The organism is Sphingopyxis microcysteis (assembly GCF_012274265.1).
Lineage (GTDB): Bacteria > Pseudomonadota > Alphaproteobacteria > Sphingomonadales > Sphingomonadaceae > Sphingopyxis > Sphingopyxis microcysteis.
The window spans coordinates 559,748-578,893 of sequence record NZ_JAANYY010000003.1 but is presented as its reverse complement, the minus strand read 5'-3'; the positions used below and the strand labels follow the sequence as shown (position 1 = coordinate 578,893).

Annotated in this window: 19 protein-coding genes and 1 tRNA gene; 9 read left to right on the top strand and 11 right to left on the bottom strand. The window is 64.5% G+C overall.

What is annotated here, in order from left to right; genetic code table 11:
* Positions 1-116 precede the first annotated feature (116 nt).
* Genes G9408_RS10515 through G9408_RS10505 form a run of 3 tightly spaced genes read right to left on the bottom strand, consistent with a single transcriptional unit; the run spans position 117 to position 2,200 of the window.
* Positions 117-857 (bottom strand): thioredoxin domain-containing protein, encoded by a 741-nt coding sequence (locus tag G9408_RS10515; protein WP_168453930.1) that lies wholly within the window; start codon positions 855-857, stop codon positions 117-119.
* Between the two features lie 36 nt (positions 858-893).
* The gene (locus tag G9408_RS10510) at positions 894-1,610 is read right to left on the bottom strand and encodes a thioredoxin domain-containing protein (RefSeq protein WP_168453929.1); all 717 of its coding nucleotides are present in this window, start codon (positions 1,608-1,610) and stop codon (positions 894-896) included.
* 17 nt (positions 1,611-1,627) lie between these two features.
* Positions 1,628-2,200, bottom strand: a complete 573-nt coding sequence (locus G9408_RS10505) for a DUF721 domain-containing protein (protein ID WP_408021871.1) — start codon at positions 2,198-2,200, stop codon at positions 1,628-1,630.
* A gap of 184 nt (positions 2,201-2,384) precedes the next feature.
* On the opposite strand from G9408_RS10505, the gene G9408_RS10500 reads away from it, so the two are divergent.
* From G9408_RS10500 to nudC, 3 genes are read left to right on the top strand one after another with little or no spacing between them, the layout of a single operon-like run.
* Positions 2,385-3,404 carry an A/G-specific adenine glycosylase gene (locus G9408_RS10500; protein WP_168453927.1) on the top strand — a complete coding sequence of 340 codons (1,020 nt, stop codon included), beginning with the start codon at positions 2,385-2,387 and terminating at the stop codon, positions 3,402-3,404.
* Positions 3,401-4,687 (top strand): serine hydrolase domain-containing protein, encoded by a 1,287-nt coding sequence (locus tag G9408_RS10495; RefSeq protein WP_168453926.1) that lies wholly within the window; start codon positions 3,401-3,403, stop codon positions 4,685-4,687. Before G9408_RS10500 ends, G9408_RS10495 begins: the two co-directional genes overlap by 4 nt.
* Positions 4,687-5,556 carry an NAD(+) diphosphatase gene (nudC, locus tag G9408_RS10490; protein ID WP_168453925.1) on the top strand — a complete coding sequence of 290 codons (870 nt, stop codon included), beginning with the start codon at positions 4,687-4,689 and terminating at the stop codon, positions 5,554-5,556. Before G9408_RS10495 ends, nudC begins: the two co-directional genes overlap by 1 nt.
* Positions 5,557-6,017: 461 nt before the next feature.
* On the opposite strand, the gene G9408_RS10485 is transcribed toward nudC, so the two are convergent.
* The 3 genes from G9408_RS10485 to G9408_RS10475 all read right to left on the bottom strand — a co-directional run bounded on the left by G9408_RS10485 (position 6,018) and on the right by G9408_RS10475 (position 8,701).
* Positions 6,018-6,440 (bottom strand): DUF2497 domain-containing protein, encoded by a 423-nt coding sequence (locus G9408_RS10485; RefSeq protein WP_168453924.1) that lies wholly within the window; start codon positions 6,438-6,440, stop codon positions 6,018-6,020.
* 77 nt (positions 6,441-6,517) lie between these two features.
* Entirely contained in the window at positions 6,518-7,999 is a 1,482-nt protein-coding gene (locus tag G9408_RS10480) for a TolC family outer membrane protein (RefSeq protein WP_168454117.1), read from the bottom strand.
* A gap of 36 nt (positions 8,000-8,035) precedes the next feature.
* Positions 8,036-8,701, bottom strand: coding sequence for a protein-L-isoaspartate O-methyltransferase family protein (locus G9408_RS10475; protein ID WP_168453923.1), 666 nt, complete (start codon positions 8,699-8,701; stop codon positions 8,036-8,038).
* A 251-nt stretch (positions 8,702-8,952) separates the two neighbouring features.
* Here G9408_RS10475 and G9408_RS10470 point away from each other — a divergent pair.
* A tRNA-Cys gene (locus tag G9408_RS10470) sits at positions 8,953-9,026 on the top strand.
* Between the two features lie 210 nt (positions 9,027-9,236).
* On the opposite strand, the gene rtcR is transcribed toward G9408_RS10470, so the two are convergent.
* Positions 9,237-10,841 carry an RNA repair transcriptional activator RtcR gene (gene rtcR, locus G9408_RS10465; protein ID WP_168453922.1) on the bottom strand — a complete coding sequence of 535 codons (1,605 nt, stop codon included), beginning with the start codon at positions 10,839-10,841 and terminating at the stop codon, positions 9,237-9,239.
* Between the two features lie 313 nt (positions 10,842-11,154).
* On the opposite strand from rtcR, the gene G9408_RS10460 reads away from it, so the two are divergent.
* From G9408_RS10460 to rtcA, 3 genes are read left to right on the top strand one after another with little or no spacing between them, the layout of a single operon-like run.
* The gene (locus G9408_RS10460; RefSeq protein WP_168453921.1) at positions 11,155-12,381 is read left to right on the top strand and encodes an RtcB family protein; all 1,227 of its coding nucleotides are present in this window, start codon (positions 11,155-11,157) and stop codon (positions 12,379-12,381) included.
* A gap of 33 nt (positions 12,382-12,414) precedes the next feature.
* The gene (locus G9408_RS10455) at positions 12,415-12,885 is read left to right on the top strand and encodes a hypothetical protein (protein ID WP_168453920.1); all 471 of its coding nucleotides are present in this window, start codon (positions 12,415-12,417) and stop codon (positions 12,883-12,885) included.
* Between the two features lie 9 nt (positions 12,886-12,894).
* Positions 12,895-13,917, top strand: coding sequence for an RNA 3'-terminal phosphate cyclase (gene rtcA / locus G9408_RS10450; protein WP_168453919.1), 1,023 nt, complete (start codon positions 12,895-12,897; stop codon positions 13,915-13,917).
* Between the two features lie 553 nt (positions 13,918-14,470).
* Here the strand turns inward: rtcA and G9408_RS10445 are convergent.
* The 4 genes from G9408_RS10445 to G9408_RS10430 form a co-directional block, all read right to left on the bottom strand.
* Positions 14,471-14,923 (bottom strand): thiol-disulfide oxidoreductase DCC family protein, encoded by a 453-nt coding sequence (locus G9408_RS10445; protein ID WP_168453918.1) that lies wholly within the window; start codon positions 14,921-14,923, stop codon positions 14,471-14,473.
* Positions 14,916-16,031 carry a saccharopine dehydrogenase NADP-binding domain-containing protein gene (locus G9408_RS10440; protein WP_168453917.1) on the bottom strand — a complete coding sequence of 372 codons (1,116 nt, stop codon included), beginning with the start codon at positions 16,029-16,031 and terminating at the stop codon, positions 14,916-14,918. Before G9408_RS10440 ends, G9408_RS10445 begins: the two co-directional genes overlap by 8 nt.
* Complete coding sequence (locus tag G9408_RS10435) at positions 16,025-16,495, bottom strand: DUF2269 family protein (RefSeq protein ID WP_168453916.1); 471 nt, start codon at positions 16,493-16,495, stop codon at positions 16,025-16,027. Before G9408_RS10435 ends, G9408_RS10440 begins: the two co-directional genes overlap by 7 nt.
* A 65-nt stretch (positions 16,496-16,560) precedes the next feature.
* Positions 16,561-17,190, bottom strand: coding sequence for a TetR/AcrR family transcriptional regulator (locus G9408_RS10430; RefSeq protein ID WP_210423312.1), 630 nt, complete (start codon positions 17,188-17,190; stop codon positions 16,561-16,563).
* A 93-nt stretch (positions 17,191-17,283) separates the two neighbouring features.
* Here G9408_RS10430 and G9408_RS10425 point away from each other — a divergent pair, with 93 nt between their 5' ends.
* Positions 17,284-18,420, top strand: a complete 1,137-nt coding sequence (locus tag G9408_RS10425) for an ABC transporter permease (RefSeq protein ID WP_168453915.1) — start codon at positions 17,284-17,286, stop codon at positions 18,418-18,420.
* The gene (locus tag G9408_RS10420; RefSeq protein WP_328804442.1) at positions 18,417-19,145 is read left to right on the top strand and encodes an ABC transporter ATP-binding protein; all 729 of its coding nucleotides are present in this window, start codon (positions 18,417-18,419) and stop codon (positions 19,143-19,145) included. The genes G9408_RS10425 and G9408_RS10420 overlap by 4 nt, the downstream gene beginning before the upstream one ends.
* The last annotated feature ends 1 nt before the right edge of the window (position 19,146 follow it).

Genomic DNA, 19,146 nt, shown 5'->3' with positions numbered 1-19,146 from the left:
GGGTTGGGGTGGGGGCTCGCCAGGTAGCGCAAGGCCGATGGCCCCCACCCGCTGCGACTAAGGCAGCAAGCTGCCAAGTCTCGCTGCCCTCCCCTGAAGGGGAGGGCGTTGTGAGCTCAGCGCGCGCCCATCGTGCGCAGGCGGTCGCGCAGCGGACCCCAGGTGTTGATGCCTTCGACGACCTGGCCGTTGAGCACGAAGGTCGGGGTGCCGGTGATCTGATATTTTTCGACCCCGGCGTTGGTGCCCTTTTCGATCGCCGAAACATTGTCGACCTTGCTCAGGCACGCCTGGATCGTCGCGGCGGGGACGCCGCGCTGCTGGTAGAATTGATCGATGCCCCAGCCTTTGGCGAGCGCGGTGAAGCGCTGTTCGGGCGGCAGCTGCATCGCGGCCTCGATCCCCGGCTGCGGCTTCTGCGCCCCGGCGATGAAGGCCTCATGCTCGAGGAAGGTTGCGTCGGCGAGCGGGAAGAAGCGGTCGGGGCCAGCGCACTTCGCGATCGCGCCCGCGATCGCGTCGACCGGGTGCAGCATGAACGGGGTCAGCTTGTACGACACGCGGCCCGTATCGACGAAATCCCGTTTCAATTCTTCGTGCGAATCCTTGGTGAACTGTGCGCAATGGCCGCAGGTGAAGGCACCAAATTCTTCGAGTTTGATCGGGGCGTCGGGGTTGCCCATCACCACGCCGTCGCCATCGAATCTGACGACCTGCGACCAGCTTTTGCCCGCGGGCGCCGCGACCTTGGCGACCACTTCCTGTTCCTTGGCGGGGTCGCTGGCGCCGCCGCCACAACCGGCAAGCGCGAGCGCGCCAAGCGAAGACAGAAGGGCGATACGAAGCGATGCGGTCATGATGTGCTGTTCTCCGGAAACAAGATGGGCAGGCTTTTACGATCCCTTGATCGCGAGGTCGAGTTTCGATTTGAGCGCGGGCCAGGCGGTGACTTCGGCGTTGCGGCCGTTGACGAAAAAGGTCGGAGTGCCGCCGACGCGGTCCGCGCTGCGCCCGATATTGGTCATCCCGGTCAGTTCGGCCTGCGCGACTTCGCTGTCGAGCGCGGCGTCGAGCTGCGCCTGGGTGTAGCCGCGCGCGCGCATCAGCGCGGCGAGCCCGGTATCGGCGGCGATCTTGCGCGCCCGCTGAGCGGTGGTGCCTTCGAACCAGCTGGTTTGCTGTGCCTCGCTCGCGTTCTTCACCTTGGCCATCCACGTATCGAAAGCGGCAAAAATTGCCTGATGATTGCGCGCGAACGCGGTGGGGCCGCCGCAGCGTGCGAGCAGCGCTGCGGTCATGTCAACGGGATCGCGGACCAGATTGCGATATTCGAACAGCACCAGCCCGCGGTCGATATATTGCGTCTTGAGCGGCGCCGAACCGAGCTTCGCGAAATCGGCGCAGACGTGGCAGGTGTAGCTGAAATATTCGACCAGCCGAACCTTGGCGGCGGGGTTGCCGACGACGTGCGCGCCGATCGAACTGGTGGTCACCTTCGATGACCAGGGCGCCGGTTTGGCAGGGGTCGCGGCGATCAGGGTCAGCGCGGCGCCCGACAGCGCCAGCACCGCGGTACGGCGATCGAGCGGGGAATCGTCAAATGCGGCCATCTGCAGCGGGTCTCTCTTCAACTGATCCGGGGAAGTTTGGGCGCGGCGGCCAGTCCCGATGCCATGCGTTCGAGCACGGTACGCAGTTCCGGGTCGCCGATGTCGCGCAAACTGTCCCCCAGCTCGGCGGGTACGGGTTTCAGCATGGCTGGCGGCTGAACGGGCGCGGCGCGCGTCACATGGCCGTGCGTCATGCGGACGTGCGCGACCGCAGCGTAACCAAAGAAGCGATTGACCGCGGTGATGATGTCGGGGGCGACATGTTGCAGCATCGGCGCGTGCGCGCCGCTGATCGTCAGGTGCAGCGTCCCGCCCGCCTTCGCCCCGACCGGAAAGCGGATCATCGCCGGCTGGGTGACGTCGGCGAGCCGGTCGCCGACGATCTCGCGCCAGCGGCTCACCACCGAGCTTTGGATGAAACCGAACTTGCGAAAGGCGGCGCGGCCGATTTCAGGGACAAGGTCGGAAATCATCCGCGCTTCGCCGCCACGCGGCCGTTCGTAAGCGCGCACCGGCGCCTTTGGCTTTTTCGCCCCTGCCTTCGCTGCCGCCTTTTGGGCGGGCGGGCCGTCGCCGCTGTCTTTCGTCATCGCGGGTGCCATGCCATAGGCGGGGGGTGAGCGTCCAGACTATCGACACTGAATCAGCCCTCCCCTTCAGGGGAGGGCAGCGAGACTTACGAACTTGTTCGTTAGTCGCAGCGGGTGGGGTCCATCGGCCTTGCGCAAGGCCGATGGACCCCACCCCAACCCCTCCCCTGAAGGGGAGGGGCTTATGAGCGTGAGCTTTCCTGCTCGCATCCTAGACTGGTACGACCGCGCCGCGCGCGTGCTGCCGTGGCGGATCGCGCCGGGCAGCGACGCCGTCCCCGATCCCTATCGCATCTGGCTCGCCGAGGTGATGCTGCAGCAGACGACGGTCGCCGCGGTTGCGGGCTATTTTCAGCGTTTCACCGCCCGCTGGCCGACGGTCGCCGACCTGGCGGCGGCGGACGATGCCGACGTCATGGCCGCTTGGGCGGGGCTCGGCTATTATGCCCGCGCGCGCAACCTGCTCGCCTGCGCGCGCGCGGTCGTGCGCGATCATGGCGGGCGTTTTCCCGACAGCGAGGCGGCCTTGCGCGCGCTGCCGGGGATTGGCGATTATACCGCGGCGTCGGTCGCGGCGATTGCCTTTGGCCGTGCGGCGGTCGTGGTCGATGCGAATATTGAACGCGTGATCGCGCGCCACCGCCTGATCGAAACCCCGCTGCCGCTGGCGAAGCGCGAGATTCGCGCCGCGCTGGCGCCGATCGTCCCCGCCGACCGCCCGGGCGATTTCGCGCAGGCGCTGATGGACCTGGGTGCGACCATCTGTACCCCGCGCGCTCCCACCTGCGCGGCCTGTCCGCTGATGGCGGATTGCCGCGCGCGCGGGCGCCCCGACCTCGAAAGGCTGCCCGTCAAGCCGCCCAAAAAGGCCAAGCCGCACCGCCACGGACTGGCGCATTGGATCGAACGCGACGCGCGGGTCTGGCTCGTCCGCCGTCCGGGCAAAGGGATGCTTGGCGGGATGCGCGCGCTGCCCGGCGGTGACTGGACCGATACGCGTCCGATCGAGTCGGCGGTTGCTGAAGTCGATCATGGTTTCACCCATTTCGACCTGACGCTGAAACTGGTGCGGCGTGACGCGCTTCCCGAAAGCGGCGATGCCGCAGCGGAAGGCGAATGGTGGCCGATCTCTGACCTTGACGCGGCGGGGCTGCCGACGCTCTATCGCAAGCTGATCGACAAGATGCTGGAGAGAGACGCATGAACATGATGGTTTCGCGCCGCACGCTGCTCGGCGGGCTGGCGCTGGGCGGCGGTGCCGCGCTGCTGCCGCGCGCCGCATTCGCGTGGAGAGAAAGCGGTGCGCAGCTCTACCCCGCAACCCACGCCTTCATCAAAGGCTTCGTCGATCGCCGCGAACTCGCGGGCACGCTTGCTGCGATCGGCAAGGGTCAGGCGCCCGCCGACTTTTTCGGCGCCGGGGTGCAATCGATCAGCGATGCGGTACCCGTCGGCCCCGATACCCTGTGGCGGCTCTATTCGATGACCAAGCCGGTCACCGGCATCGCCGCGATGCTGCTGATCGAAGACGGCAAGATGAAGCTCGACCAGCCGATCGCCGACTTCCTGCCCGCCTTTGCGAAAATGCAGGTGCAGACCACCCCCGACGGGTCGATCACCGACCTGCGCCCCGCGAAAACGCAGATTACGGTGCGCCACCTGCTCACCCACACCGCCGGGCTCGGCTATAATATCATTCAGAAAGGCCCGATCAAAAAGGCCTATGACGACAATGGCATCGTCGGCGGTCAGGCGAGCCGGATGAAGCTGCCGGGCTTTGCCGATGTGAAGGCCGCGCCCAGTCTGGCGGCCATGGCCGACCGTCTCGCGGCGCTGCCGCTGGTTTATGAACCCGGCACCAAATGGAGCTATTCGATCAGCCTCGATCTGCTGGGGCGGGTGATCGAGGTCGCATCGGGGCAGCCGTTCGACGCCTTTCTGAAGGCGCGATTGTTCGATCCGCTCGGCATGAAGAGCACCGGTTTCATGGTGGGCGCAAAGGATGTCGGGCGCTTCACCAGCAATTATGCGGCTCTCGGCGGCGCGTTGCTGCCCTTCGACCCGGCGACCAGCTCGATCTATCTCGATGCGCCGCCTTACCCCTTCGGCGGCGGCGGGCTGGTGTCGAGCGCGCGTGATTATGACCGTTTCCTCGCCATGCTGCTCGGCGAGGGCGAGACAGGCGGCAAGCGGATCATGAAGGTCGAAACGGCGCGGCTCGCGATGTCGAACATGCTGGATGATGCCGTCGATCGTAAAGGCACGTTCGTCGATGGCCAGGGCTTCGGCGCTGGCGGGCGGGTTTCGTTGCCGACCTCGCCGGGCGGCGAAGGCCTGTTCGGCTGGGCGGGCGCCGCGGGCACGATCGGTTTCGTCCACCGCAAGCTCGGCTACCGCATCGCCGGCTACACGCAGATCATGCCGCCCGAAACCGTGTCGTTCCAGGCGAAGTTCGGCGAAACGGTGATCAAGGACGTGCTGGCCTGATGCCCCTGCCGTTGGGATTCACCGGGGCGTGGCTTGACCGCGCCGACCAGCTGCGGGTCGATGCCGATGGTTTTGCGGCCGCCCTCGCCGACCCGCGCGCGCGCTGCCTGACGCTCGACGGGATCGATTTCGTCCCCGGCGAACGGGGCGGGCTGCGCTGGGAGGCGCTCGACCCCGCCGACGATCGCCCGCTGTTGCTGCTCGGTTTGGACGACTTGGGCGTGCCGCATTTCGTTCGCGAAGCGCCCGCGGGGGTGCGCATCGACGCGCGTTCGCGCACCGTGATGCGGTTGCTGCCGCTGCTGTCGGGGCCGGAGGCAGCATTATATGGCGGCGCGCGCAGCCTGGTCGACTGGCACGCGCGGCATCGCTTTTGTGCGGTGTGCGGTTCGCAGACGGCGGTGTTCCGCGGCGGTTGGGGGCGGCGCTGCGGCAGCTGCCAAGCCGAACATTTCCCGCGCGTCGACCCGGTCGTCATCATGCTCGCCGAATGCGACGGGCGCGTGCTGGTCGGGCGGCAAGGCGGTTTTCCCCCGGGCTTTTTCTCGGCGCTGGCGGGGTTCGTCGAACCCGGCGAGTCGCTGGAGGAGGCGGTGGCGCGCGAATTGTTTGAGGAAGCGGGCATTCGCGTAACGGATGTGACCTATGTTGCGAGCCAGCCCTGGCCCTTTCCGTCATCGCTGATGATCGGTTGCCGCGCGGTCGCTAGCGACCCGGCGCTGACGCTCGACACGACCGAGATCGAGGCGGCGATGTGGGTCGACCGCGCCGAGGTGCGCGCCGCGCTCGCGGGCGACATGGGCGCGCCGTTCCTGGCGCCGCCGCCACTGGCGATCGCGCGTTACTTGCTGGAGGATTGGGCGGGATAGCTACGGATTTGGCGGCAAAGACACGCTCTCCCCTTCAGGGGAGGGCGGCGAGACTTACGAACTTGTTCGTTAGTCGAAGCGGGTGGGGGGCAGCGGCCTTGCGCTACGCCGCTAGCCCCCACCCCACTACGACTAGGCAGCAAGCTGCCAAGTCTTCGTTGCCCCTCCCCTGAAGGGGAGGGGCTGGCTCTTGGCAACGTCCGCGCAGATATTGCAAAGTTCAGTAAAAGTCAGCCCAATGGCGTCGCGTTCGCGATCCGATGCCGTGCCGGACGCAGGCAATCGCCGCCGCATAGCTCGCGACGTCAAACCCCCGCAACACAGGCTGACACAGCCACAAAATGTAGGAAAGGCTCATTTGCGACGGGCGACTGTTGCGAATGGATGTCGGACGATAAAGGAAAGTCCGGGTTCGAGGGCGCGGCGCGTCGCTGCGCACCCGGCATTGCCAGAGATGCGGCCTAGATCCGCCGTCCGGTAATCCGGCTGATTTCCTTGGCCACCATGGCCTCGACCATGCCCGGCAGGTTGGCGTCGAGCCAGTCCTTCAGCATCGGGCGGAGCGCGTCGAGCACGACATCCTCCATCGTGCGGCCGGCCGCGGCGGGCGCGGCGACCGTCGCGGCGGCAACCGCGGGGGCGATCGCGGCGGTCAGCGCATCGAGCGATTGGCGCGCCGCATCGGCGCTGGCTTCGGAAACGAGCTCGTCGGCCGCGGGTGCGGCATCGGCCTCATCCTCTTCCTCGTCGTGCAGATCGAGAATATCTTCGGCGATGGCGGGCGTGATTTCGCGCGCCGTGCCGGGGGCTTCATCGCGTGCGATGACGCGCCTGATCGACGACAAGATATCTTCCATCGACGGTTCCCGCGACATATCGCCCATAACCAACCCCCTAAACCATCGCGATTACCGGATGGTTAACTATCCTCTTACCGATTTGGGGCGTGTTTTGCCAAGCCTTATTGTCGCGGCGGCGCGGGCGGTCCGACCGGAACGCTGGCGGTTGTCGCGGGAATCGCGCGCGTGTCGGTCGCCTGCTGCTGGGGCGCCGGATCGTCGGCCCAGTCGAAAATCTGGCCCTTGACGCGGTTATAATTGACCTCGGGGTCATAGAGCGCGCCGCCCTCGATCCCCAGATCGCGCGCTTCGGCCTTGCCCATCGCGGCGAGGACCGAGAAGGCGGCGACATAGGAGTTGCGCTGCGCCGACACGAGCTGGACCTGGGTGTTCAGATATTCCTGCTCGGCATTCAAAATGTCGAGGATCGACCGCGTGCCGACGCTGTTTTCGGCGCGCACGCCCTCCAGCGACAGGCCGTTGGCGCTCACCGCCTGCTGCGTCGCGGCGATGATCTGCTCGTTCGCGCGCCATGCGGCATAGGCGCCGCGCGTCTGTGCGATGACGCTGCGTTCGACCTCGACGTAATTTTCGATCGCCTGGCTGGTCCGCGATTGCGCCTGACGCACCTGCGCCGAGGGGCGCCCGCCCTGAAAGATCGGCACCGTCAGCGACAATCCCGCCGAAGCGCTCTTGGTCGTATTCTCCGACGCCGGATCATTCACCGAATTCAGGTTGTTGTTATAGCCGCCGCTCGTCGTCGCCGACAATTTGGGCAAGCGTCCGGCGCGCGCGACGCCGATGTCGGCGCGGCTGGCGTTGACCACCTGATTCGCCGCTTCGATGTCGGGATTGCTGGTCAGCGCGATCGCGACCGCTTCATCGGGCGAGGCGGGCAGGTTCGGCAGCTGCGGCGGCTGTTCCAGGTCGACCGGCGCATCGCCGACCAGACGGACATAGGATTCGCGGCTGGCGATCAGATTCGCTTCGGCGGTGCGCAAATCACCCTCGGCCAGCGCAAGCCGCGCTTCCGATTGCGCGACGTCGGTGCGCGTCAGGTCGCCGATCTCAAAACGGTCGCTCGTCGCCTGTAAATTGGTGCGCAGCACCGCGACATTCTTCTGGTTGAGCTGCACGATCGCCTGATCGCGAATCACGTCCATGTAAGCGCCGACGACCTGCGCAAAAATGCTCGCTTCGGTCGCGCGCAGATCGGCCTGGCCCGCCTCGACGCGAAATTTGGCGGCCTTTACCGCATTGCGCACCGCGCCGCCCTGATAGATCGGCACCGACACCTGACCGCCGACGCTGATGAACCGCTTGGGCGAGAAAAAGCTGTTGCCGGGCAGCACCAGATTTTCCTGGTAATCCACCCCCACCCCGACGTTCGGCAGTCCGCCCGATTTCTGGATCGGGACATTTTCGTCGTTCGCGCGCTGCCCGGCACGCGCGGCGGTCAGCGTCGGGTTGTTTTCATAGGCTTTTGCCAGCGCATCCTGCAGCGTTTCGGCGTGCGCTGCGCTCGGCAGCAGCAGGGCGCCGACGGCGAGGCCGGCAAGCCAGCGGGCGCGGGGGAGAGGCCGTTTCTTATCGGTATCGAACATCATCATGTCAGCCTGAAACGAGGAGGGGATTGGCTTTTAGAATGTGAATCCGGCCGCGGCGGCAAAGCCCGGCAGCGGCGCGGCGTCCATGTCGGCAAAGCTGCGGAGCGGCATGGCGCCGCCGGCCTTGACCCCCTGGACGAGCCGCGTCACCGCGCCTTCGCGGCGCGCCGCGACCAGCCTGCCGCCCTCGGCCAATTGCGCGGTGAGCGCGTCGGGCAGCGTTTCGATCGCGCCGTCGATGATGATGCGATCGAACGGAGCGGCATCCGGCGCGCCGCCGTTAAGCGGCCCTTTGACCCAATGGATGTTCGCCTCGGCAGGCGTCGCAGCTGCGGCCATCGCCATCAGTTCCGCCTGATCCTCGACCGCATGAACCTCGGCGCCAAGGCGCGCCAGCACCGCGGCGGTATAGCCCGTCGCACTGCCGATCAGCAGCACGCGCATGCCGGGACGGATTGCGGCGGCGACCAGCATCCGGCCGGTGACCAGCGGCGCGTTGAGTGCGCGGCCATGCCCCAGCGCAAGCGCGCGGTCGGTATAGGCGACGCTCGCCAGATGCGCGGGAACATGCGCCTCGCGCGGCACCGCCGCCATCGCGCCAACCACCGCCGCATCGATGACGTCGTTGGTGCGCAGCTGGCTGTCGATCATGGCAGCGCGCATGTCCGCCGCGGTGAATTCGCTAAACTTCGTCGCCATCAGCCTTTTCCGATTCCCTGGGGCCATGAACCTGTGCGGGGCAGCTCTAGCCCAACCGACGCTGTATTGCAATAGTAATACAGCCTGTGCCCGCATAGACGCGCATAGCTGGCAACGCCGGTGCCGCCAAGCCTGCATCATCGCATCGGGACGGCCGCGCGGGCGAATCCTTGACAAGGCGGCGAAACCCCCTCACTAGCGGCGCCGTCCAACCCCCGGCCCATCCCCGACGGATGCGGTATCTGGCATGAGGCCCGATGGCGGAGTGGTGACGCAGCGGATTGCAAATCCGTGCACGCCGGTTCGATTCCGGCTCGGGCCTCCACCAAGTTTATCATTTAAAAACAGCAACTTAGAACGGGAAATTTCTTCCCCACATTCCCGCAGGTTACAGGGATCTGGCGTCCTGATTGCGCGCCCGAGAGACTGAAATTACAAGGGAAATTTGCCGCGAATTAGGCTCCGAAAGAGCAGAGTCTCTGCCGCCGAAAGTGCATGTAGGGTTTTGATTTCTGAAAGCCGCGCTCGACGGGGACTATCGGTACCCGCCGACCGGTTGCTGAAGATCGGTCCACGTCAGATTAAAGCGAGCCAGATACTTGCGAAGGCGATCCGCGTCATTCGTGCTCGTACGCAGCTCGCGAGACGCCGCGAACAGTTGCCGCCCTGCTTCCGACAGCGATCGGCATGCACGACAGGTTTTAACGACGAAGGCCAGTTGCACTCGGTCAAATGGATCTATCTCGGCCAGCTGGTCTCTGCCGAGAATCCGGTCGAAAACATCAGCTTCAGATTTGTCGGTGTGCCAAGTAGTGCCCAAGCGCTTGATCTCAAGATCGACGGCGCCGACGTCGATCCGCCCGGTCGTGTTGAGCGTCGCCATTCGCGTGACGCTGGCGGCGAGATCGCGAAAATTTCCCTGCCACTTCGCGTCGTGGCCCTCCGCGAAGGCCAGATATCGTTCGCGCGCTTCCTTGTTGAAGGTGACCCGCGACCCTTCACGCTCGGCGAAGCGTTCGAGCTCGTAATCGAGATTGGGTGCGATGTCTTCGCGGCGTTCGGCGAGGCCGGGAAGCGAAAAGGTCCAGAGGTTCAGCCTCGCGAACAGGTCGTCGCGAAAGCGGCCTTTGCGCACCTGTTCGACGAGATCGCGGTTGGTGCCCGCGATCAGCTGGAAATCGCTTCGGGTCTCGCTGTCGGATCCGACCGGCAGAAACCGCCCTTCCTCGATCGCGCGCAGGATCATCGCCTGTTCGTCGAGCCCGAGCTCGCCGATCTCGTCGAGGAACAGCAAGCCCTTGTCGGCGCTCTTGAGAAGCCCGGGACGGTCCTGCGCGGCGCCGGTAAAGGCGCCCTTGCGATGGCCGAACAGCGCCGAGGTTGCGCTGTCGCCTTTCAGCGTCGCGCAATTGACCTCGACGAACGGGCCGCCGAGCTGGTGACGAAGCTTCTTCAGTTCATAGACCTTCCGCGCCAGCTGGCTCTTGCCCGCACCGGTCGGTCCCATGAGCAAGATCGGCGCGCGGCTACGGACTGCTACCTGTTCGATCTCCTCGATCATGCGGTTGAAGGCGGGGTTGCGCGTTTCGATCCCGCTTTTCAGAAAGCTCGCGCTCTCCGCGCTGGCCTCGGCGAAGCGCGTCGCGATACTGTCGTAGCGCGAGAGGTCGAGATCGATGCTGTTCCAGATGCCCACCGGTTGCGGTGCGCCGCGCTGTGGCTGCGTCTGCAGGAGACGTCCCGGCAGGTAGCGCGCCTCGGTCAGGAGGAAGAGGCATATTTGCGCGACGTGGGTGCCCGTCGTGATGTGGATCAGATAATCTTCCGCGTCGGGATCGAAGGGAAAGCCGCGCGCGAAGTCGAGCAGCTTGCCGTAGACCTCCTCGAAATCCCATGCGTCGTCGAAGTCGAGGGTATGCGGGACGACCGCGGTCTCAGGCGATACGTCGGCGATGTCCTTCGCGACGATTTCGGCCAGCCGGCGGTGATGGCTGCCGTGGAGCAGGATGAAGCGATCGACGCGCAGATCCTCCTGCATGCAGATGCTCACGCTCGGCCGCCACTTGTTCCAGCGTCCGGCGTCGAACTTGCCCGCGTCGAGGGTCGAACCCAGAAATCCAAGAACGGTCAGCGGCTTCATGTCATTCTTATATAAATTTATAATGAACGATACAATCATATCTCAAAATTCAGTTTGTTTCGCGGGACTGATTTTTTCGTTTCAGAAAATATTGCAATTTATCAAAATGATGATCCAAATTTTGGTATCGGCAAGCCGTTTGGCACGGCTTCTGCATTATGTTCGGTGCCGGGGTTCACGTCCCCCGGTACGACGCGGGAAGAGGGGTGGCCGGAATGGGCCGGTCGCCCCCAAGCGCCCAAACGACGTGGAAGGATTCAAGGGCTCGCCATTGCTACGGCGCTGCCCCAAGGAAGCGAAGAGGAGGTCAGCCATGACCCAGACGAGCTATGAAGTGCTGAACGTCGAGGGCGGACGCCCGGTCAAGATGTGGACCCGCGGGGTTCCGGTCGAGGACATGGCGCGCGCGCAGCTTCGCAAGGCGGCGCAGATGCCGTTCGTGTTCAAGCATGTCGCCGCGATGCCCGACGTCCATGTCGGGATCGGCGCCACGGTCGGATCGGTGATCCCGACCAAAGGCGCGGTGATCCCGGCCGCGGTCGGAGTCGACATCGGCTGCGGCATGATGGCGGCGCGCACGACGCTGATGGGGCACGACCTGCCCGACAATCTGGAGGGTATTCGCAGCGCGATCGAGGCGGCGGTGCCGCACGGCCGGTCGGTCGGACGCGGCAAGCGCGACACGGGCTCGTGGGGCGATCCCCCGCGAGCAATCGTCGACGCCTGGGCGACGCTGGCCGAACGCTTCGGCCGTATCGTCGCCAAGCATCCGCGGCTGAAGAACACCAACAACCTGACGCATCTGGGGACGCTCGGAACGGGAAACCATTTCATCGAGCTGTGCCTCGATACCGAGGGGCGGGTGTGGGTGATGCTGCATTCGGGGTCACGCGGCGTCGGCAATGCGATCGGCACCTACTTCATCGAACTGGCGAAGAAGGAGATGCGCAGGTGGTTCATCAACCTGCCCGACGAAGACCTCGCCTATTTCCCGGAAGGGACCGACCATTTCGACGATTATGTCGAGGCGGTCGGCTGGGCGCAGGACTTTGCGGCGCTGAACCGGCGCATGATGATGGCGAATGTCATCGCCGCGCTCCGACTCCAGATCGCCAAGCCTTTCGAGGCCGAGGCCGAGGCGGTGAACTGCCATCACAATTATGTGACGCGCGAGAATCACTTCGGCGAAAATGTGCTCGTCACCCGAAAAGGGGCGGTGCGCGCGGCGAAGGGCACGATGGGGATCATCCCGGGTTCGATGGGCGCGAAATCGTTCATCGTGCGCGGGCTGGGCAACGCCGAAAGCTTCGACAGCTGCAGCCATGGCGCGGGCCGCGTCATGAGCCGCACCGCGGCGAAAAAGCTCGTCACCCTCGACGAGCATATCGCCGACACCGCGGGCGTCGAATGCCGCAAGGACGAAGGCGTCATCGACGAGACGCCCAAGGCGTACAAGCCGATCGAGGCGGTGATGGCGGCGCAAGCCGACCTCGTCGAGATCGTCCATACGCTGAAGCAGGTGGTGTGCGTGAAAGGGTGATCCCCCTTCACGCCGCTATCGTCGGGGGCTGACATGCGCGATTGGGTGGCCGAGTGGCGGCAGGAGGGTCAGATATTCGTCTGGCGCTATCCGAAAAACAGCAAGCATGCGGGCGAATGGCATTTCACCGGCGATCCCGCCGGATGCCGTTCGTTCCGCAATCTCATCGACCGGATGGCGGGCGGCGAGACTTGTCATCGGACCTGGACGCTCGGACGGATGACTGACGCGATTTGGGCGGTTCCCAACTATGGTGAACCTCGGCACGATGGCTTCACGTCCATGCGAATTGTCTTCGATCCCGATAAGCGCGATTTGACCATGGAGGTCACCGAAGCGCGGCTGGTCATGTCGTTGGGCAATGCGCAGCTGCGCCATCTCCGCGCCGCGTTCAGCGACATCGAAGTGGGCCGAGGGGACTTCGGGATCGGAACATCGGACCGCCGCAAGCCCGACATTTGGATGTTTTGGCCGATGCCTTGGTCGGCAGGATTTTACAGGTAAGCAAAGAACATGATCACAATCGACGGATCGGAAGGCGAAGGTGGGGGGCAGGTGCTGCGTTATGCGTGCGCCCTGTCGCTGCTGACCGGCGAGCCCTTCACGATCGAGAATATTCGCGGGGGACGCGAGAAGCCGGGGCTGATGCGCCAGCATGTGACCGCGATCGAGGCTGCGTGCGTCATCGGTGGCGCCGAATGCTCGGGGCTCGCGGTGGGGTCGAACAGCATCTCGTTCCGGCCGGGGCGGATCACGCCCGGCGACTATCATTTCGCGGTCGGTACCGCGGGCAGCACCGCGCTCGTCCTGCAGACGGTCATGGTGCCGCTGATGCTGGCCGATGCGCCGTCGCGGCTCGTACTCGAGGGCGGGACGCATGCGATGGCCGCGCCGCCCTTCGAGTTCATCGAGCGTACGCTGCTGTCCGTCATCAACCGCATGGGACCGACCGTTACCGCGCGGCTGGTGCGCCACGGCTTCTTCCCGCGCGGCGGCGGGCGCGTCGAGATCGACATCGCGCCGGCGCCGCTGCGCGCGATCGAATGCGTCGAGCGCGGTGCCCTGCGCCGCGTCTCCGCGACCGCGATCATAGCGGGGGTTCCTTTCGACGTCGGCGATCGCGAGCTCAAGACCGCGGCGAAGACGCTTGCCGACTGGCCCGCCGATGCCTTCGGCATCCGCCAGCTTCCCGCTGATCAGGGGCCGGGCAATGCGCTATTGCTCGAAGCCGAATTCGATCATGTGACCGAGGTAATGTCGGCTTTTGGCAAAATCGGAATTCCCGCCGAACGCCTAGCCAAAACTGCGGCGCGGCGGATAGCGGGATATTTGGCGTGTGAGGCTTTCGCCGGCCCTTACCTGCAAGACCAATTGCTGCTTCCCTTCGCGATGGCGAGGGGCGGGTCCTTTTCAACGGTAAAACTGAGTCAGCATACGCTAACGGCGGCAGCGCTCGTCGAGCGCTTTCTGGGAGCGGGCTTTCGCTTCGTCGAACGACCTGACGGGGCAATCATGGTCGAGTGGGCAGGCTCGTAGCGATACTGCTTGCTCGACCGGGCGCGACAATGGCCAGAGTCTCTCGGCGGGGATCGGCAGCTACGTAACTGAAAATGGGGCTACCTTTGACCGATTGCAGCTCGGCAGCTTTCAGCGAGCAAACGGCAAGAGCGCAAGTTGCGCGGGGTGGGTCATTGATCTGGAGTGCGTCCATCATGCGGTCTCTATATGCTCAGCGACCGCCCGCGCGCATTGCGCAGGCAATTCTCGAGCGAAACCCGGTCGAAGCCGACGAGGCTATGAAGCGGCATTTCGGGCAAAATATCGAAGTTTTGTCCGGGATCGCGGGATCCGGCTCAAGAGGCTAGGATGCGTCAAGGAATTTGAGCCGGGATCCGGCGGTCGGGATATGCATCCATGGCCGTGACGCTGGCAGCGAGATGATTATTGCGGATCGTCGGGTCGCGGCTGACCTTTTCGGCAATCGCTTTGCTTGTCGCGCCCGGGGATGAGCTTGTGTGCATTTTTGGTGTGACGCAGCCAAAAGCCTGCAATCTGCTATCAGACGACGATAGAGGTGGGATCGCGCTTCCTAAAGCAATCGCTCGCGCTGCTCTTTGGTCAAAAGCGCGCAATAGTCGGCCTTGCCGAACCAGCGATATCGGTTGCGGGCGACCAGGGCGTAGAGCCAGTCGCGCAGGGGTTCAGGGATGACGGCGGACATGCGGAGGGCGTGCCACCAGCGCCCCAATATCCGGCAGAGCTCCAGATAGCCGCGCGACGCGGTATAGGCGGACCCATCTGCAATCAGCAGATAACTCTCGTCCATATCAATGCCGTAATGGGCATAGAGCGCCTGGCCCAGCGCTTCCTGCGCGGGCGTGAAATTGACGAGCCCCCTGCCGTCATTTCGCATGATCCAGCTCGCGCCGCCCGAGCACAGCACGCAGATGCCATCGAACACGAACAGCGCTTTGCGATCATCGAAATCGGGAACCGCCGGATCATGGCGATAGCTGAACGGCTGTTTTGAGACGTCAGGCATTGATCTCATCCCGAATGACCTCGATATCGAGATCTGACAGCGCGCCGAGGTAGCTGTCGAGATCGATCAGATCGACGCAGGGCGTTGCGCCGGGTCTTATCGCCCAACCCCTTGCCAGCCGCCTGGCCAGCAGGATTGCCGGCATGCACGGGATGTAGGGCCCATGGCCCGACCGCGCGACGATCCAGAAGCGTTGCTGCTGCGGATCGCCGCCATGACCTATGCCGCGCAGGAACATATGAAAGCCGCTTTGTCCCGAGCCGAAGCGATCGAATGCGAAAGCGAGCTTGAGCAGCGATCCGGCATGGTTGCTGAGCGATCCGATCAGCCCCAACCGGACCAGCGCGCCCAGCATGCGCGTGCCGATATGGAGCGTTTTCAGCTCATGCCCGGCGCAAAAGCGCATCGACCGGAGCGTGGGATAGCGTTCGGGAAACAATGCCAGGTCCGGAATATCGCAATTGCCGAAAAGACGGGTGCCAAGCCCGGGATAGCGGACGACATGCGTGTCTTCCCAGCCATGGACGGTTTTCATCGCGCCATCGCGCAGCATCTCGATCGGTTTGCCCACATAGCTGAGCACCGCCGAGGTTGTTGCCAGACCGCGATTGGTGTGCTGCGCCGCGCTGATGCCGTAATCGACCGCCTCGAGCCGTGCGAACGACGGGAGATAGGCATCGATTACCGCTGCCGTCAGACAGGGGACCGAGCTGGCTCCACTGACCACCAGCAGATTTTTCGCTCGTGCTTCGGCATCGAGCCGGCCGATCGTCGCCACGAACGCCCGCGCATCGGCGAGGTCGATATAATGACAGCGCTGTGCGATGCACGCCCGCGCGACGCGGTGATCCTGGGTCTGGAAAGGCCCGGTGGTGTGGATGACGATGTCTGGCGCGATTCGCCCCAGCGCTTCGGTGAGGTCGCCATCGATGTCGATCGCATGACCCTCGGCGACATGAGCGGGTTCGAGCGACGCCGAAAACGCCTTTGCCTTGGCCGCCGAGCGTCCCCCGATCAGCAGGCGGATGCTCGCGTCACTGGCAAGGCTGCGCGCGATATAGCTGCCGAAATTGCCATAGCCACCGATGATCAGGACGCGGGCTACCATGTCGGTTTGGTGACCATCAGCCAAAAAATGACGACCAGCCCGCCGAACGCCGGCCAGCCCAGGATGAACCATTTGCGAAACAGCCGATCATAGGCCGCTTCATCGATTGCCTCGCCCCGTGCGGACGCTTCCAGCAGCCGTTTCATGCGAATCTGAATGAACACGACCGGCACCCAGCACAGCGCCGCCAGCAAATAGAGGCCATAGGTGACGACCAGCCAATAATCGTCCCACCGGAAGCCGCCGTGCCACACCAGCCACGCACCGCTCAGCGGCTGGATGATGACCGCAGGCAGGGTGAACAGAAAATCCGCCTTCACCGTCAGGCGTGCGGCAAAGGCGCGCTCGACCGGAACGCGGCTACGACTTCCGAAGAACATGAAATTGGCGATCCCGATCCCCGTCCCGAACACGATCGTCGCACTCAAGATGTGCAGCGTTTTGACGAGCGAATAGAGATCCATGGAATGTCGCTACAGCACAGCGCGCCGCGCCGCCAGATATACGGGCATCCACGAAGCAGACTAGCCTACCGACCCCCGCCGTAGATATTCAAAAAGGCATCGACCGCAGCCTCGACCCGGCGTTGGGTTGATTGGGCGCTCGGCGGCGCGCCGAAGCGGAGTTCGACGTCGCCGAAGCCCTTGCACATGGCCGCAAATTGCTCGGCGGCGAGGGCGGGGTCGGGAATGGCAAGGGCTCCGCTTTGGGAAATGGCGGTCAGAAATGCCGCCATCGTCGCTTTCATCCGCCGCGGACCGGCGTTCAGGAACGCGAGGCCGATTTCCGGGTTGCGCTCGGTTTCGGCGGCGATGCGGCGTTCGAACTGAACCATCTCGGGCCGCGACAAAAAGGCCACCATGGCGTGGCCGATATGGAGCAGGCGATCGCGCAGCGAGGTCGTCCCGTCACGCTCGATCGAAAAATGACTGCGCATCCGTTCGCATTCGCGTTCGATCGCCGCGGTAAACAGCCCCTGCTTGTCCGAGAAATGATTATAGACCGTCACCTTGGACACGCCCGCGGCCGCGGCAATTTGTTCGATCGCAGCGGCGCCATAGCCATGTTCAAAAAACGCATCCCTGGCTGCGACCAGAATGGCCTCGCGCTTGGCGAGATCGGCCGGGCGGCCAAGATTCGTTTTGGGGGCGATTGACAAACTGTACGCTTCCGTTCACTTATACGCGACCGTTCAATAATGTTCACAAAGCGGAGCGGTTGCAAGCGGTGAGGAAAAAAGGGCTCTCCCCCGATGGTCTGGATCGCAATCCGAATGCTGACCGGCGACGCGACCAAATTTTATGGTCTGCTGTTCGGCATCGCATTTTCCACCCTGCTGATCACCCAGCAGCTGACGATTTTCGTCAACCTGATCGAGCGCGGCGCCAGCGGCGTTTACAACGTCCCGTCGGCCGATGTCTGGGTGATGGACCCGGTCAGCCGCACGACCGACGTCAATCTGCCGATGCCGTCAACGGCGCTCGATCGGGTGCGGTCGGTGGCGGGGGTCGAATGGGCGGTGCCGCACCTGCGCGCCGCGGCGTCGGTGCGGACGAAGGAAGGCGACCTTGAAGGCGTGTCGGTCATCGGGGTCGATGACGCGACGCTGATCGGCTTGCCGCGCCGGATGGCGTCGGGGGCCGCCGATGTGCTCGAGCGGCCCGATGCGGTGGTGATCGACGATGTCGGGACGACGCGCTTTTTCCCGGAAGGATATGACCCCGTCGGCGAGCGGCTGGAACTGAACGACCAGCGCGCGGTGATCATGGGGGTCGCCGATGCGATCCCCAGCTTTACCAGCCAGGTCACGCTCTACACCCGCTATAGCCGCGCGCTCAATTTCGTGCCCGGTACGCGCAACCGATTGAGCTTTGTGCTGGTCGGCGCCGCGCCCGGGGTGGACGCGAAGGCGCTCGCGACGCGGATCACCCAAGATACGGGGCTGCGCGCCCGCACCCGCGACGAATTCGCACGCGATGGGGTCGATTTCATCATCGAGAACACCGGCATTCCGCTGAATTTCGGGATTACGGTGCTGCTCGGCTTTGTCGTCGGGGTGGCGATCGTCGGCCTGACCTTCAGCCTGTTCATCCGCGACAATATCAAACAATTCGGGGCGCTGAAGGCGATCGGGGTGAATAATGCCAAGATCCGCCGCATGGTCGCGGCGCAGGCGGCGATGGTCGGCCTGATCGGCTATGGGCTTGGCGTTCTCGGCACCGTCGGCTTTATCTGGGGCTTTTCCAGCAATCCGACCTTCAAGGGCTTTTATATCCCCTGGCAAGTGCCGCTGATCAGCTTGGTCGCGGTCGCCCTGATCCTAGCGCTGACCGGCTGGATTGCGCTGCGCCGGGTGCTCAAGACCGAACCCGCGGCGGTGTTCCGGTGAGCGCCGCCGCCGACACAGCGACGGCGATCGCCGCGATTTCGACGCGCGGTGTCGCGCGCGACTTCACCGCGGGGCAGCAGACGATCCGGGTGCTGCACGGCATCGACCTCGACGTGCGCGCCGGCGAGCTCACCTATCTGGTCGGGGAGTCGGGATCGGGCAAGACGACGCTGATTTCGATCATGTGCGGCATCCTGTGGCCGACCGAGGGCGAAGTGCGACTGTTCGGTACCGACATCTATCGCCTCAGCGACAGCGATCTGGTCGATTTCCGGCTGCGCAACGTCGGTTTCATTTTCCAGCAATATAATCTGATCCCGGCGATCGACGCGGCGTCGAATGCCGCCGTGCCGCTGATCGCGCAGGGAATGGACCGGCTTGAGGCCCGCGAGCGGGCGATCGAATTGCTCGCCGCGCTGAACATCGCCGCTCAGGCCGACAAGCTGCCCAACCAATTGTCGGGCGGTCAGCAGCAACGCGTCGCGATCGCGCGCGCATTGGTCCACCAGCCGCGCCTGATCGTCTGCGACGAACCGACCGCGGCGCTCGACGCGCGGTCCGGGCGGCGCGTGATGGACTTGCTGCGCGAGGTGGCGCTCGCCGACGACCGATCGGTGATCATCGTCACCCACGACAACCGCATTTTCGACCTCGCCGATCGCATCCTCGTGCTCGAGGACGGCCGGATCACCCACGACGGCCGCGACATGCCGAAGGACCATTGAC

Coding starts and splice junctions, on each gene's coding strand:
- G9408_RS10475 (WP_168453923.1), bottom strand. CDS start 8,701: ATGGCGACGAAGTTTAGCGAATTCACCGCGGCGGACATGCGCGCTGCC.
- G9408_RS10440 (WP_168453917.1), bottom strand. CDS start 16,031: ATGGTAGCCCGCGTCCTGATCATCGGTGGCTATGGCAATTTCGGCAGC.
- G9408_RS10485 (WP_168453924.1), bottom strand. CDS start 6,440: ATGGGCGATATGTCGCGGGAACCGTCGATGGAAGATATCTTGTCGTCG.
- G9408_RS10515 (WP_168453930.1), bottom strand. CDS start 857: ATGACCGCATCGCTTCGTATCGCCCTTCTGTCTTCGCTTGGCGCGCTC.
- G9408_RS10445 (WP_168453918.1), bottom strand. CDS start 14,923: ATGCCTGACGTCTCAAAACAGCCGTTCAGCTATCGCCATGATCCGGCG.
- G9408_RS10495 (WP_168453926.1), top strand. CDS start 3,401: ATGAACATGATGGTTTCGCGCCGCACGCTGCTCGGCGGGCTGGCGCTG.
- G9408_RS10435 (WP_168453916.1), bottom strand. CDS start 16,495: ATGGATCTCTATTCGCTCGTCAAAACGCTGCACATCTTGAGTGCGACG.
- rtcR (WP_168453922.1), bottom strand. CDS start 10,841: ATGAAGCCGCTGACCGTTCTTGGATTTCTGGGTTCGACCCTCGACGCG.
- G9408_RS10455 (WP_168453920.1), top strand. CDS start 12,415: ATGCGCGATTGGGTGGCCGAGTGGCGGCAGGAGGGTCAGATATTCGTC.
- nudC (WP_168453925.1), top strand. CDS start 4,687: ATGCCCCTGCCGTTGGGATTCACCGGGGCGTGGCTTGACCGCGCCGAC.
- G9408_RS10480 (WP_168454117.1), bottom strand. CDS start 7,999: ATGTTCGATACCGATAAGAAACGGCCTCTCCCCCGCGCCCGCTGGCTT.
- rtcA (WP_168453919.1), top strand. CDS start 12,895: ATGATCACAATCGACGGATCGGAAGGCGAAGGTGGGGGGCAGGTGCTG.
- G9408_RS10460 (WP_168453921.1), top strand. CDS start 11,155: ATGACCCAGACGAGCTATGAAGTGCTGAACGTCGAGGGCGGACGCCCG.
- G9408_RS10425 (WP_168453915.1), top strand. CDS start 17,284: ATGGTCTGGATCGCAATCCGAATGCTGACCGGCGACGCGACCAAATTT.
- G9408_RS10500 (WP_168453927.1), top strand. CDS start 2,385: ATGAGCGTGAGCTTTCCTGCTCGCATCCTAGACTGGTACGACCGCGCC.
- G9408_RS10505 (WP_408021871.1), bottom strand. CDS start 2,200: ATGACGAAAGACAGCGGCGACGGCCCGCCCGCCCAAAAGGCGGCAGCG.
- G9408_RS10510 (WP_168453929.1), bottom strand. CDS start 1,610: ATGGCCGCATTTGACGATTCCCCGCTCGATCGCCGTACCGCGGTGCTG.